Source organism: Enterococcus sp. DIV1307a (assembly GCF_050537425.1).
GTDB classification, from domain to species: domain Bacteria; phylum Bacillota; class Bacilli; order Lactobacillales; family Enterococcaceae; genus Enterococcus; species Enterococcus faecalis.
This window is the reverse complement of the sequence record NZ_CP172914.1, coordinates 512,765-527,288: the sequence shown is the minus strand read 5'-3', so window position 1 is coordinate 527,288 and position 14,524 is coordinate 512,765. Positions and strand designations below refer to the sequence as shown.

11 protein-coding genes are annotated in these 14,524 nt (G+C 37.4%); 2 read left to right on the top strand and 9 right to left on the bottom strand.

The window, feature by feature from the left end; translation table 11 throughout:
- Nucleotides 1-19: 19 nt before the first annotated feature.
- A complete protein-coding gene (locus IGL90_RS02610) occupies nucleotides 20-538 on the bottom strand; it encodes a hypothetical protein (protein ID WP_002355635.1) in 519 nt (172 codons plus the stop codon).
- Nucleotides 539-733: 195 nt separating this feature from the next.
- Between IGL90_RS02610 and clpP the strand changes: the two genes are divergently transcribed.
- Nucleotides 734-1,327: an ATP-dependent Clp endopeptidase proteolytic subunit ClpP gene (clpP, locus tag IGL90_RS02605; RefSeq protein ID WP_002355633.1), complete on the top strand. Its 594-nt coding sequence runs from the start codon at nucleotides 734-736 to the stop codon at nucleotides 1,325-1,327.
- A 42-nt stretch (nucleotides 1,328-1,369) separates the two neighbouring features.
- Here the strand turns inward: clpP and IGL90_RS02600 are convergent, their stop codons facing one another.
- The 8 genes from IGL90_RS02600 to uvrB form a co-directional block, all read right to left on the bottom strand.
- Complete coding sequence (locus tag IGL90_RS02600) at nucleotides 1,370-1,888, bottom strand: DsbA family protein (RefSeq protein WP_002361283.1); 519 nt, start codon at nucleotides 1,886-1,888, stop codon at nucleotides 1,370-1,372.
- A 113-nt stretch (nucleotides 1,889-2,001) separates the two neighbouring features.
- Nucleotides 2,002-2,925 carry a PEP phosphonomutase gene (locus tag IGL90_RS02595; protein ID WP_002358737.1) on the bottom strand — a complete coding sequence of 308 codons (924 nt, stop codon included), beginning with the start codon at nucleotides 2,923-2,925 and terminating at the stop codon, nucleotides 2,002-2,004.
- 233 nt (nucleotides 2,926-3,158) lie between these two features.
- Nucleotides 3,159-4,094 (bottom strand): DNA-binding protein WhiA, encoded by a 936-nt coding sequence (gene whiA / locus IGL90_RS02590; protein WP_002358736.1) that lies wholly within the window; start codon nucleotides 4,092-4,094, stop codon nucleotides 3,159-3,161.
- A gap of 33 nt (nucleotides 4,095-4,127) precedes the next feature.
- Entirely contained in the window at nucleotides 4,128-5,123 is a 996-nt protein-coding gene (locus tag IGL90_RS02585) for a gluconeogenesis factor YvcK family protein (RefSeq protein WP_002355627.1), read from the bottom strand.
- Nucleotides 5,123-6,010 (bottom strand): RNase adapter RapZ, encoded by an 888-nt coding sequence (gene rapZ / locus IGL90_RS02580; protein ID WP_002355625.1) that lies wholly within the window; start codon nucleotides 6,008-6,010, stop codon nucleotides 5,123-5,125. The genes IGL90_RS02585 and rapZ overlap by 1 nt, the downstream gene beginning before the upstream one ends.
- 165 nt (nucleotides 6,011-6,175) lie before the next feature.
- Complete coding sequence (locus IGL90_RS02575; protein WP_002398108.1) at nucleotides 6,176-6,970, bottom strand: YusW family protein; 795 nt, start codon at nucleotides 6,968-6,970, stop codon at nucleotides 6,176-6,178.
- A gap of 171 nt (nucleotides 6,971-7,141) precedes the next feature.
- On the bottom strand, nucleotides 7,142-9,961 hold the full coding sequence (gene uvrA / locus IGL90_RS02570) for an excinuclease ABC subunit UvrA (RefSeq protein WP_048737345.1): 2,820 nt from the start codon (nucleotides 9,959-9,961) through the stop codon (nucleotides 7,142-7,144).
- 117 nt (nucleotides 9,962-10,078) lie between these two features.
- Nucleotides 10,079-12,076, bottom strand: a complete 1,998-nt coding sequence (gene uvrB / locus IGL90_RS02565) for an excinuclease ABC subunit UvrB (protein ID WP_002355618.1) — start codon at nucleotides 12,074-12,076, stop codon at nucleotides 10,079-10,081.
- 278 nt (nucleotides 12,077-12,354) lie between these two features.
- Between uvrB and IGL90_RS02560 the strand changes: the two genes are divergently transcribed.
- Complete coding sequence (locus tag IGL90_RS02560) at nucleotides 12,355-14,523, top strand: amino acid ABC transporter substrate-binding protein/permease (RefSeq protein WP_002361277.1); 2,169 nt, start codon at nucleotides 12,355-12,357, stop codon at nucleotides 14,521-14,523.
- Nucleotide 14,524: the final 1 nt, after the last annotated feature.

The following is a 14,524-nucleotide window of genomic DNA, read 5'->3' as shown; positions in this document are numbered from 1 at the left end:
GGGTACGCTGGTTCTTTTTTTATTTAATCGCTTTAAAATAATGAAGTGGTTCGTTAGACAAACGCTGCATTTTACGTTTTTTATCTTCAATAATTGCTAAAATCTCGTCTGAAAAATTTTCCAAAATAACACGGCCGCCTTTATAGGTGTGACCACCCATTTCAGCAACTTCGCTGGCCGTCAAAATGACTTTACGATGCGCAATTTTTTTGAAAAATTCTTCAATTAAGTACGTCGGTAAGTAAAAATTATTTTGAGCAGAAAATGATTCCAAATAAATAAAATCATCGATGCTGATGAAACAATCATCCATCGATAAGTATTCAATTGATCTGTCTATATATAATTCACGCTTTTGTAAAATTTCTTTGACTTTTTTATTTAATAAATTCAATGATTCAATTTCTTTAACCAAATGTTCTAGTTCACGATAACGTACTTCTTTTCGCTCTTTGTAAGATGAATGTAAGGCGGCACTTGCTGTGACTATTAGCGCACCGACGATTACACCGACCATTCCGGCGATAAAAACAAACATATTTTTCCCCTCGCTCTTTTCTAATTTTCCATTTTAGTATAACATAATCCAAAAGTTTCGGATAAAAAATGACACAAAATTTTCCAAGCGACTTCGTTGACCTTTATTGACCAAAGAGGTATACTTTTCATAGGCATTCAAAGTGCTTTGTGATAGAATGACTTTAAAAGTTTCTTTATATAGGAGGATTTACTTATGAATTTAATTCCAACAGTTATTGAACAATCATCTCGCGGTGAACGTGCTTATGACATTTACTCTCGTTTATTAAAAGACCGCATCATTATGCTAAGCGGCCCTATCGATGATAACGTGGCAAACTCAGTGATTGCACAGTTATTATTCTTAGATGCCCAAGATTCAGAAAAAGACATTTACTTGTACATTAACTCTCCTGGAGGTAGCGTTTCTGCAGGTTTAGCGATTTTCGATACCATGAATTTCGTTAAAGCGGATGTCCAAACGATCGTATTAGGAATGGCAGCTTCAATGGGTAGCTTCTTATTAACAGCTGGTCAAAAAGGCAAACGTTTCGCTTTACCAAATGCGGAAATCATGATTCACCAACCACTTGGTGGCGCTCAAGGGCAAGCAACAGAAATTGAAATTGCTGCTCGTCACATTTTAGACACTCGTCAACGTTTAAATTCAATTTTAGCTGAACGAACTGGCCAACCGATTGAAGTGATTGAACGTGATACCGATCGTGATAACTATATGACTGCCGAACAAGCAAAAGAATATGGTTTAATCGATGAAGTAATGGAAAATAGTAGCGCCTTAAATTAAAAATAAAAAATGGAAACAGCGACAGTCGCTGTTTCCATTTTTTTATTTTTCAATGTATCCTCGTAATTCTTCTTCAGTGACACTTTCGTCAAAGATATGCTCACCAATGATGATCGTTGGTACAAATTGAATGTGCGCCGCATTGGCTTCAGCAATCACTGCGGAAACAAGCGTTGCATCTTTTTGTTCTTTTAAGCCAAGATTTTTTTCAGCATACGTCGCTACTTCTTCTAAGGTTAAGTTTCCCCATTCATCTTGCGTAGCAAACATTTTATGCAATGCTGACAGTGCTTGTTCAGGCGCTGAATAGTCAATGTAGTGATGCATCACATTACCGCGTTGTAAACTTTCTTTTTCTTTATCAAACAACTTAATGATACGTTCAACTTTACCACTTTTGACAGATTGTGCTAACAGTTCCTCAGACTCTTCAAACCATTTTCTGCAATAAGGACAGCGAACATTGATAAATTCTATCATTTTGACAGGGGCATTGCTCTCACCAATGTGAAGCCCTGTTTCTGTGTTAACTTTTGTTGCATCAATTACTGAAATATCCATAAAAAGACCTCATCCTTTCAAACCTTTATTTCTCTTTTAGTATACCGTTTTTCAATAAAAAAATCATAAGACACGAATTCAAATTTTCTGAATTCGTGTCTCTGTTCACTTTTTTAACGATTAATCGAACGAGCCATTCTAGCAACAGTATGTCTTTTCCCACGTATCGCATCAGAAAGCTCTTTAATATTTTCAATACCAACTAAGCCCATATTGGCATCGCCAATATGTTGAATATCTACGCCTAAAATTTTATTTCTAATGCCGATTGCTTGGATAACTTCAGGTTGAGCACTTTCTTGTGAAGTTCCAATGGCACTCATAACTAATTTTCCTTTTGAATGTGCAAAATCCACAACTTCTTTGACTTGTTGATCATCGATGCCCCAAACCGTGCCGACTGCTGGGACTAAGACAATATCAGCACCCGCTTCAATAAATTGTTCAGCTGATTTTAAACTGACCACTGGTTCATCTACGCCTGAACTGTGCATTTTTCCGGCAATAATGATGCCATCAAAATGTTTTTTGGCTAAGGCCACGTTCTTAGCAATCAAGTCGTTGGTCACGCCAGTTCCTGGATTACCTGTCAATAAGATAAAATCCAAACCCAGTTCATTGGCTTTTTTGAAAGTAGCTGCTGATGCTTTTCTACCTGGTTCAATCGAAACTCTCGTTGAAGCTAAGTCTAAATTTTCATCAACAGGTTCGACATTCATGCCAATCGGTAAACCGACTAGTTCTTTCAAACGATGAACAACCTCATCATTAGGGACACATGTTTCCGCAGTATATTGCCCTTCATAAGCAGCTACTACAATCGGTTGATTAACATCGAAAACATTCAATAAAATCATGTCTGCGCCATATGCTTTTGACATTTCCGCACAAGTGATATCACCTGCTACGGATGGATGAACTACCACATTTTCCGATAAAATTACGCGCCCTTCGCTCGCTTTAATACTCTGAAACAGCTCTTCTTTTGACATCCGTTTGATTTCTGATGCATTTGCACTAATTAATCGTTGAACCATTTTGACCCCTCCAATAGTTTTTAATGTTTTAGTTAAAAACAGCAATAAGTAATCGTTTGCATTTTATTACATGCAACATTCGTGCCAACGTCCTTTCTTTAAACCACAGGTCAACACTACATTTCAGCGCTACACACTTTTTGCACACTTTAATTTTTTTTACACGCTTAAAGAAAAAGTGAAGGATAGCACTTCAAACGGAAATGTTATTCTTCACTTCTGGAGCAGAAAATTTACGCACTTTTTTCTCGTAATTTTTCTGCAAATTCATTAATTTTGCGAATACGATGATTAATACCTGACTTAGAAATAGCTCCTGAAGGAATCATTTCCCCTAGTTCTTTGAGACTAACTTCCGGATACTCTAACCGTAATTCTGCGATTTCCTGAAGTTTCTCCGGTAATGACGTCAGCCCTACTGTACTTTCAATAAATTGAATATTTTCAATTTGTTTTGAAGCCGCATCAATGGTTTTATTTAAATTCGCTGTTTCGCAATTCACTAAACGATTTACTGAATTCCGCATATCACGGACAATCCGGACATCTTCAAATTTCAACATAGAGTTCGTGGCACCAATTAATGTTAAAAAGTCGGCAATTTTTTCAGCACCTTTTAAATAACAAATATACCCATTTCGGCGTCCCAATGTTCGAGCGTTTAAGTCATAGTAATTCAACATCTTACAAATATCATTATTGTGTTCTTCATAAATTGAAAAAATTTCTAAATGATAGCGACTTGTTTCCGGATTATTAACTGATCCAGAAGCCATGAAGGCTCCACGTAAATAGGAACGCATTTTTTGCGCGTTACCCATGATTTCATTTGACACATTGCCATTAAAAACGACCCCATCCATAATATCCAAATCAGCTAGAATTTTTTGTGTATCTTGTTTTAGACGCACAATGTAAACATTATTTTTCTTTAGTTTCATTTTTTTACGAACTAATAATTCTGCTTGTGCATGGTAATGATCTTTCAGCAATGAATACATTCGACGAGCAATTGCAGCATTTTCCGTTTGTACATTCAAGACAAACTGTTGATTAACTAAGCTAAGTGAGCCGTTCATCCGAATTAATGCTGCTAATTCTGCTTTCGCGTGTTCTCGATGGACTTCTAAACCAGTCAACTCTTTTTTGACATCCGAGGCAAAAGACATCTAAGCTCCTCCTCTCTTGATTCTTTTGATTAATTAATATTTCGTTCCAAATACGATACGGAAAAGTTCTTCAACAACTTTTTCCCCATCATGAAAAACTCCGCCATCTCTTAATTCTAAAAAGTCTGTCGAAATGACTCGGCAACCTTCTTCACGTAATCCTTGAAAATCATGCTTTACTTGAACTAAATATTCATCATAAATTTCAGGATCCATATAATTTTCTGGTACTTTTTCTGTGTTAACCAACACTGTATCAACAAACTGCGCTTGTAGATGCTCGTTTAAGACACGAACATGATCGGCATCCGTAAAATGTTCCGTTTCCCCTTTTTGGGTCATGATGTTACAAATATAGACTACTTCGGCTGCCGTTTGTTTGATGGCTTCACCAATTTCTGTAATAACTAAATTAGGTAAAATACTTGTAAAAAGACTCCCTGGTCCTAACACGACCATGTCTGCTTCTTCAATTGCTTTGACGACTTTGCGCGCAGCTCTTGGCTGTTCTTCTCCGTGTGTATTTGTCACAAACACATGGTCAATTGTCTTGCGATCCAGTGCAATTTTTGATTCTCCCACCGCCACTGAGCCATCTTTAAATACGGCATGTAACGTTAATGGCCGTTCTGATGATGGATAAATCCGTCCATCAACATGCATCATTTTTGAAAGCAATTGAATCGCTTCATACGTACTTCCTCTCATTTCTGAGACAGCAGCAATGATTAAATTACCGATTGCATGATTGGCAAAATGACTATCTGATTTATCAAAACGATATTGAAAAATATCTTCATATAATTGTGGCATATCTGACAATGCCACTAAAACATTTCTTAAATCTCCCGGAGGTGTCATGTTATTAATAGAGGAACGAAGCTCGCCACTACTACCGCCATCATCAGCGACCGTTACGACGGCAGTAATATCAACACTTTGATTTCTTAAACTTTTTAAAATTACTGGCAAGCCTGTTCCACCACCAACAACCACAATCTTCGGTTTACGAATTCGATAGGTTTTCATTAAGAGCGATTAACCGTTTCTTTTCTTTTTAAGCGGTCGCGGTGGGTAATATTTACATGGTAATCTTCCTCTTTTAATTCAGCGCCAACACGTTCTGTCAATGCAACAGAGCGATGTTGTCCGCCAGTACAGCCAATTGCAATGGTAACGCTACTTTTACCTTCTTTTTTATATCCAGGTAAGACTGTTCGCAGTAAATCGATAAATTTTGTATAAAATTCATCTGTTTCTGGGAAGCCCATCACATAATCATAAACAGGTTGATCCATTCCAGTTAACGGCCGTAGTTCATCAATATAATGGGGATTAGGTAAAAAGCGAACATCCATAACGATATCTGCATCAATCGGCAAACCATATTTAAAGCCGAAGGACACCATTTCCACTCGAAATTCGTGTGTCTCTCTCGTTGCTAGTTCTTTATTCAAACGTTCCCGCAATTGACGAGGGGACAAGTCCGTGGTATCAATAACCAACTGAGCATCCGCCTTGATTTCTTCCAGCATTGCACGTTCTTTACGAATACCTTCTGTCACTAAACCATCCATCGCCATTGGATGCGCACGCCGTGTCTCTTTATAACGAGAAACCAACTCTTCATCGGTGGCATCTAAAAATAAAATCGTTGTATCAATAAAATTAGTATTTTCAAGTTCGACTAACATATCCTGAATTTCTCTAAAGAAGGTCCGTGAACGTAAATCAATCACTAACGCAATCTTGGTAACTTTTCCAGATTCTTTAATTAATTCCCAAAATTTTGGGATTAAGCTTGGTGGTAAATTGTCGATACAGAAATAGCCCATGTCTTCAAAGCTTTGAACAGCGACTGTTTTTCCAGCGCCACTCATTCCTGTAATAATAACCAGTTGTAAATTTTCTGGCATATTCAACACTCCCTTCACTTGCATCACTATATTATAACACCCCGGGCGTATCAAAGAAAGCTTTTCAATCATTCTTATAAAGATTTCTATTCTTTCATAGAAAAACAGCATTGACATTTTTGTCAATGCTGTTTTAATTGCTGAATTATACTATATAACTCTGTGTTATTTTAATACAAACTCAATTTCTGTTTTATCAGTAAAATTAGCTTCAAACTCAAATTGTTTTACTTGTTCATTCACGGCTAACTTTTTCGTAATGTGTTCTTTAATTTGTTCATTTGTAGCTGTTTTGATTGACAATCCATCTAAAAGAGTCATGATTTTGTCTTGTGCTGCCTTACCTTCTAATTCTAAATCAGCAGATTCATCTTCATACGTTGCTTCAATTGTTCCGTTCGATTTTATTTCATAGGTGAACTCAATTTCATTTTCGTCGTATTCGATTTCTACATCAATCTCTTGAAGACTGGCAACAGTTGGTGTCGGTGTGGTTAGTTCATTGTCTGCTGTTTCATGGTCCCCACCAACTTCAGGAGTTACAGTTTCCCACTTAAAGGTACCAATTTTAGCTGTTGCTAGATAGGGATTATTAATGGTAATGACTTTCAATTGAAGGTCTGAATGGTTGGCGATATCTGTTAAAATCCCCAGAGCCTGATATGTATTTTGTGTAAAACGTGTCGCAATATTTTGCGCATCAATTGTGGAATAGCCTAATGTTTCCCAGGTGATTTGTTGCTTTAATTCCTGATGAACGGCTTGTACTGTCGCCGGCTCCAATTGAATGCCCGTTGCTTCTTTTAAGTCTTTCTTGGTAAAGCCCATTACTTTTTCATGGTCTGATTGTGAAATTAAGGTCGCTGCTTCCATTGTGTTACTATGTACAAAAGGTGTGATTCCGATAGCTAAGACCATTCCTGCTGTTAATAAACCTGTTGTTATTTTTTTGTTTTTCATTTAAGACTTCCCTTCGTGTTCATTGTTATTTTGTTAACAAACATAGTATATCTTTTAATTACACATTAAGTCAACATTTATTTTTAATTTTCGTTAAAAAATATTTGTTATTTTATAATAAAAGAACCTTGTTTCCCATAAAAACAAGATTCTTTATCTAATCATTAATGTTTATTTCAGAACACGTTTTAAATAATATCCTGTGTAACTGTCTTTGACTTTAGCAACTTCTTCTGGTGTTCCTGTCGCCACGATTGTCCCACCACCGTCGCCACCTTCTGGCCCTAGATCAATCACATGATCCGCAGATTTGATGACATCCAAGTTATGTTCAATCACTAAAACGGTATTGCCCGCTTCCACTAAACGCTCTAATACTAGAAGCAACCGCGCAATATCATCGGTATGCAAGCCTGTTGTTGGTTCATCCAGAATATAAAAGTTTTTCCCATTAGAATTTTTATGAAGTTCACTCGCTAGCTTCATCCGCTGTGCTTCTCCACCAGATAAAGTAGTTGCTGGCTGCCCCAATGTCACATAGCCTAAGCCTACATCCACAATTGTTTGCAATTTACGATGAATTTTAGGGATATGTTTGAAAAATTCTACGGCATCTTCCACCGTCATATCTAAAATATCAGAAATGTTTTTGCCTTTATAATGAACTTCTAACGTCTCAGAATTATAACGTTTGCCATGACAAACTTCGCAAGGCACATAGACATCAGGTAAAAAGTGCATTTCAATTTTGATGATACCATCCCCGCGACAAGCTTCACAACGGCCACCTTTGACGTTAAAACTAAAGCGGCCTTTTTTATAACCACGAACCTTGGCTTCATTTGTTTGGGCAAACAAATCGCGAATGTCATCAAAAACACTAGTATAAGTCGCTGGATTACTTCTTGGTGTTCGACCAATCGGACTTTGATCAATGTCAACAATCTTTTCAATGGCTTCATAACCAGTGATACTTTTGTGTTTCCCAGGTTTATTGGAATTACGATTTAATTTTTGGGCCAGTGCTTTTTTCAAAATTTGATTGACTAAAGTACTTTTCCCTGAACCTGAAACACCTGTGACAGCAACAAATTCACCGAGCGGAAATTCAACACTGACATTTTTTAAATTATTTTCACTGGCACCAGTGACTTTGATCGCTTTGCCATTACCTTTGCGACGTTCTTTTGGTACAGGAATCACTTTTTTCCCAGAAAGATATTGTCCGGTCAATGAATGCGGATTTTTAGCAACCTCTTCCGGCGTACCAGCGGCTACAATTTCACCGCCCAGATGTCCAGCGCCAGGTCCCACATCAATCAAGTAATCCGAAGCCATCATTGTATCTTCATCGTGTTCCACCACAATTAATGTATTGCCTAAGTCCCGCATTTTTTTCAATGAGTCAATCAAGCGGTCATTATCTCGTTGATGCAAACCAATTGATGGTTCATCTAAAATGTAAAGGACGCCTGATAAGTTTGAGCCAATTTGTGTTGCTAAGCGAATTCTTTGTGCTTCTCCACCAGAAAGTGTACCAGCAGCTCGACTTAAGGTTAAGTAATCTAACCCGACATTTTTTAAGAAGGTTAACCGATCTTCGACTTCTTTTAAAATTGGCCGAGCAATCGTTGTTTCTTGTTCAGATAAAGACACACCTTCAAAAAATTTGACCGCATTTTTTATTGCTAATTCACTGACTTCACCAATGTGCGTGCCATTGATTTTTACAGCTAAAGCTTGCGGATTCAAACGATACCCTTGACAGCTTCGACAAGTCAATTCTGTCATGTATAACCGCATTTGATCTCGTGTAAAATCGCTATTTGTTTCATGATAACGTCGTTTAATATTTTTTAAAATCCCTTCAAATGGCACTTCCACATCACGAACACCACCAAAGTCATTTTCATAATGAAAATGAAAGTTTTTCTCGCCAGAACCATTTAAAATAATTTCTTGTTGGTCTGCAGGTAATTCTTCAAACGGCGTATCCATATCAATCCCAAAACTGGTGGCTGCTTGCTCCAACATTTGTGGATAATATTGGGAACTAATAGGGTTCCACGGAACAATGGCTCCTTCTCTCAAGGTTTTAGTGGGATCTGGAATCACTAAGTCTTTGTCCACTTCTAATTTAACACCTAAACCATCACAATCGGGACAAGCGCCAAATGGTGCATTAAATGAAAACAAGCGCGGTTCCAATTCACCGACTGTGAACCCACAATAAGGACAAGCATAATGTTCACTAAACAACATCTCTTCTTGACCAATCACATCAACAATTGCGTAACCTTCAGCTAAACGCAAAGCCGCTTCAAACGAATCGAACAAGCGAGAGCGAATGCCTTCTTTCACAACGATACGGTCAATCACAATCGCAATATCATGTTTTTTATTTTTTTCAAGTTCTGGTGCCTCACTAACATCATAGGTTTCACCATCCACCCGCATTCTGACATACCCTTCACGTTGGATCATTTCAAACACTTTTTTATGTTGGCCTTTTTTCTTGACCACAACAGGCGCCAAAATTTGAATTTTTGTTCGCTCTGGTAGCTCTAAGACTTTATCAACCATCTGTTCAACAGACTGACTGGTAATTTCAATATGATCGTTAGGACAAATTGGATGACCTACCCGAGCAAATAACAATCGTAAATAATCATTGATTTCCGTGACCGTCCCCACTGTTGAACGCGGGTTTTTACTTGTCGTCTTTTGATCAATTGAAATCGCTGGACTTAAACCATCGATGCTGTCAACATCTGGTTTATCCATCTGTCCCAAAAATTGTCGCGCATAAGCAGAGAGACTCTCTACATAACGTCGTTGCCCTTCTGCGTAAAGCGTATCAAATGCTAATGAACTTTTGCCAGAACCAGATAGTCCAGTTACAACAACCATTTTGTCACGAGGAATCGTGACATCAATATTTTTTAAGTTATGGGCGCGTGCACCATGAATCACAATTTTATCATTTGCCATATATGTTCTCCTTTTACTAAATCTCTTACGTCAAATCATTTCAAGTCATTCTATAGAGAAAAGATTAGTAAAAGATACGATGGCTCATCGTATCTTTTACTTAATCCGTTGGTTGACTTATTTGGCAGCTTTCAATTCAAGAATGGTATCTCGTAATGTGGCTGCAGTTTCGAAGTCTAATGCTTTGGCCGCATCTTTCATTTCTCTTTCAAGTTTCATTAATAAATCAGCTTTTTCTTGTCTTGATAAATCTTCATATGATTTATCCAATTGAACCACTGTTTCATCTTTATCAGCTGTTTTGGAAATAGAAATCAAATCACGAATTTCTTTAATAATTGTTTTTGGTTCAATGCCATGTTCTTCATTATATGCTTCTTGGATTGCCCGACGTCGTGCCGTTTCATCCATAGCTCGTTGCATCGAATCGGTGATTTTATCTGCATACATAATGACTTTTCCTTCAGCGTTCCGGGCAGCCCGTCCCATCGTTTGCACTAACGAGCGTTCACTACGTAAGAAGCCTTCTTTATCTGCATCTAGAATCGCAATTAAGGAAACTTCTGGCACATCGATTCCTTCACGTAATAAGTTAATACCTATTAGAATATCAAATTCGCCTAATCGTAAATCGCGAATGATCTCCGTTCTTTCCAGTGTTTTTATATCACTATGCAAATATTTAACTTTTAAGCCTAATTCTTTGAAATAGTCGGTTAAATCTTCGGCCATTTTCTTCGTTAAGGTTGTGACAAACACCCGCTGATCTTTTTCGATCCGTTCATGAATTTCGCCCACCAAGTCATCAATTTGACCCATAATTGGGCGAATTTCTACTTCTGGATCTAGTAAACCTGTTGGTCGAATGATTTGTTGAACAACAGTCTCTGTTTGTTCCATTTCATAAGGTCCTGGTGTTGCCGATACATAAACAATTTGGTTTACATGTTGTTCAAATTCTTCTAAACGAAGCGGTCGGTTATCAAGTGCACTTGGTAAACGGAAACCATAGTCCACTAACATTTGTTTCCGTGCTCGGTCGCCATTATACATCCCTCTAATTTGCGGCATTGTTACATGAGACTCATCGATTACAAGTAAGAAGTCATCTGGGAAAAAGTCCAACAGCGTATATGGCGGCTCCCCTTCTTGGCGACCATCCATATGTCGAGAGTAATTTTCAATCCCTGACGTGTAGCCCATCTCTCTCATCATCTCAATATCATAGTTGGTTCGCTGTTCCAAACGTTGGGCTTCCAATAATTTGTTTTCACTGCGAAGCACTTTCAAACGTGCCTCTAATTCTTCTTGGATCTGCGAAATGGCGTGTTCCATATGTTCTTCGTTCGTCACAAAGTGTGTTGCTGGAAAAATAGCGACATGCTCTGTTTCGCCGACAATTTCACCAGTTAACGCATCTACTTCACGAATTCGATCAATTTCGTCTCCGAAAAATTCAACACGTAGCGCATGCTCATCCCGTGAAGCTGGGAATATCTCAACCACATCACCGCGGACACGAAAACGCCCCCGTTGAAAATCAATATCATTTCGTTCAAATTGAATATCGACTAAGCTTTTTAGTAACTCATTACGATCCATTTCCATTCCCACACGTAATGAAACAACTTGTTGACTGTATTCCCGCGGATCCCCTAAACCAAAAATACAAGAAACTGATGCTACCACGATGACATCGTTTCGTTCCAATAAAGAACTTGTCGCTGAATGGCGTAGTTTATCAATTTCATCATTAATACTGGAATCTTTTTCAATATATGTATCACTTGAGGGTACATATGCTTCTGGTTGATAATAATCATAGTAACTGACAAAATACTCGACCGCATTATCTGGGAAAAATTCTTTAAATTCCCCGTATAATTGTCCAGCTAGTGTTTTATTATGTGCAATCACTAATGTTGGTTTGTTCACTTCTTGAATCACATTAGAGATTGTAAATGTTTTACCTGTTCCGGTCGCTCCAAGTAAAATTTGAGCTTTTTCTCCACCTTTGACACCGTCAACTAGTTCAGCAATAGCGGCTGGCTGATCTCCGGCAGGCTCATATTTAGAAGCCAAATGAAAGGTATTGGAAGTTTCTCTTTCGATCATTTATAACTCCCCCTCAAAGTGTCTAATTTCTCTTAAATTATCGGCCCATTCTGGCAGAATGTCCACTTATTAGTTTAACATACCGAACATATTTTCGCCACTTTTGCTGTTTCGGACTTCAACTGATCTTAATCTTTTGTTCTTAATTTCTATGTCACATTTTATAACATGTAATGTAAGGAAATTAGAGTTTTTTTCTCTTTTTAGCGTTCAAATACTTGTCAGCTTCCTATTTCTTACTATATAATTGTTCAATATGCAAAACTAGGAGGTATTTTATGAAAAGGAAACACTTTTTACTTTCTTTCTTTGTGATGATGGTAACTCTGCTAACATTCATTAGTGGCACTTCAGCACATGCAGAAGGAAAGAAATATACAATTGGAACGGATTTAACATTCGCCCCTTTTGAATTCCAAGACTCAAAAGGAAAATACATTGGTATTGACGTTGATTTATTAGATGCGATTGCCAAAGATCAAGATTTTGAAGTGGATTTAAAACCATTAGGCTTCGATAGTGCAGTCCAAGCGATTCAATCTAAACAAATTGATGGCATGATTGCTGGAATGAGTATTACGGATGAGCGAAAAAAATCCTTTGATTTTTCAGATCCATACTTCGATAGCGGTTTACAATTAGCGGTTAAAAAAGGAAACGACAAAATTAAATCATATGATGATTTAAAAGGCAAAACGGTTGCGGCTAAAGTTGGAACTGAAAGTGCCAACTTCCTTGAAAAAAATAAAGAGAAATATGACTACACCATCAAAAATTTTGACGATGCAACGGGTCTTTATAAAGCCTTAGAAAACGGCGAAGCGGATGCAATCGTTGATGATTATCCTGTATTGGGTTACGCAGTTAAAAATGGGCAAAAATTACAATTAGTTGGTGATAAAGAAACAGGCAGTTCTTACGGTTTCGCAGTGAAAAAAGGACAAAACCCTGAATTAATCAAAAAGTTCAACGCTGGTTTGAAAAATCTTAAAGACAATGGTACTTATGATAAAATTTTAAACAACTACTTAGCGACAGGTGATGAAACAAACACACAAGACGCTGGCGAACAGATGAAAAAAATCACTCCTAAAAAAGAGAAATATGTGATTGCTAGTGATTCTACGTTTGCTCCGTTTGAGTTTCAAAATGCCCAAGGCGATTATGTCGGAATTGATGTAGATTTAGTCAAACGTGCAGCTGAATTGCAAGGTTTTACTGTTGAATTTAAATTTATTGGTTTTAGTTCTGCTGTCCAAGCTGTTGAATCTGGTCAAGCAGATGGGATGGTTGCAGGCATGACGATTACGGATGATCGTAAAAAAGCCTTCGACTTCTCTGTTCCTTACTTTGATAGCGGTATTCAAATTGCGGTCAAAAAAGGCAATGACAAAATTAAATCGTATGATGATTTAAAAGGCAAAAAAGTCGGCGTAAAAATTGGTACTGAAAGTGCTGATTTCTTAGAAAAAAATAAAAAGAAATATGATTACTCAATTAAGTATTTAGACACAACTGATGCATTATACAGTGCGTTAGAAATTGGCGAAGTTGATGCCATGATGGATGATTATCCTGTCATTGGCTACGGGGTTGCGCAAAATCAACCACTAGCGACACCAATTCCTCGTGAAAAAGGTGGTTCTTACGGTTTTGCTGTCAAAAAAGGGCAAAATCCTGAACTACTTGAAATGTTTAACGAAGGCTTAAAAGAAATGAAACGTACAGGTGAATACGATAAAATTATCGGCACTTACGTGAAAGATGGCAACGAAGCCAAAGAAGAAACAGCTGACGAATCTACGTTTGTTGGCTTTATGCAAAACAACTGGAAACAATTGTTACACGGTTTATGGATGACGATTCTATTAACGTTGATTTCCTTCGTACTTGCTTTAATTGTCGGCGTTATTTTTGGATTATTCAGCGTTTCACCAATCAAAGCATTACGTGTACTTTCAACCATTTATGTTGATTTAATTCGCGGAATTCCTTTAATGGTCTTAGCGTTCTTCATCTATTTCGGATTACCTGGTGTGCTGGGCTTTAATATCCCGGTCTTCATTGCTGGGATTATCACATTAACTTTAAATGCCAGTGCCTATATTTCTGAAATTGTGCGCGGCGGAATCAAAGCTGTTCCAGTTGGCCAAATGGAAGCTTCAAGAAGTTTAGGTCTTTCCTATAATCGGACAATGCAAAAAATTATTTTACCACAAGCGATTCGCATTATGATTCCTTCATTCATTAACCAATTTGTTATTTCATTGAAAGATACAACTATCCTTTCAGCAATTGGCTTAATCGAACTACTACAAACAGGAAAAATTATTGTTGCTCGGACATTACAAAGTACAATGGTTTACTTCGTTATTGCGTTAATCTACTTAATTTTAATTACTAGCTTAACTAAATTAGCGAAAAACCTTGAAAAGAAGGTGAACTAAT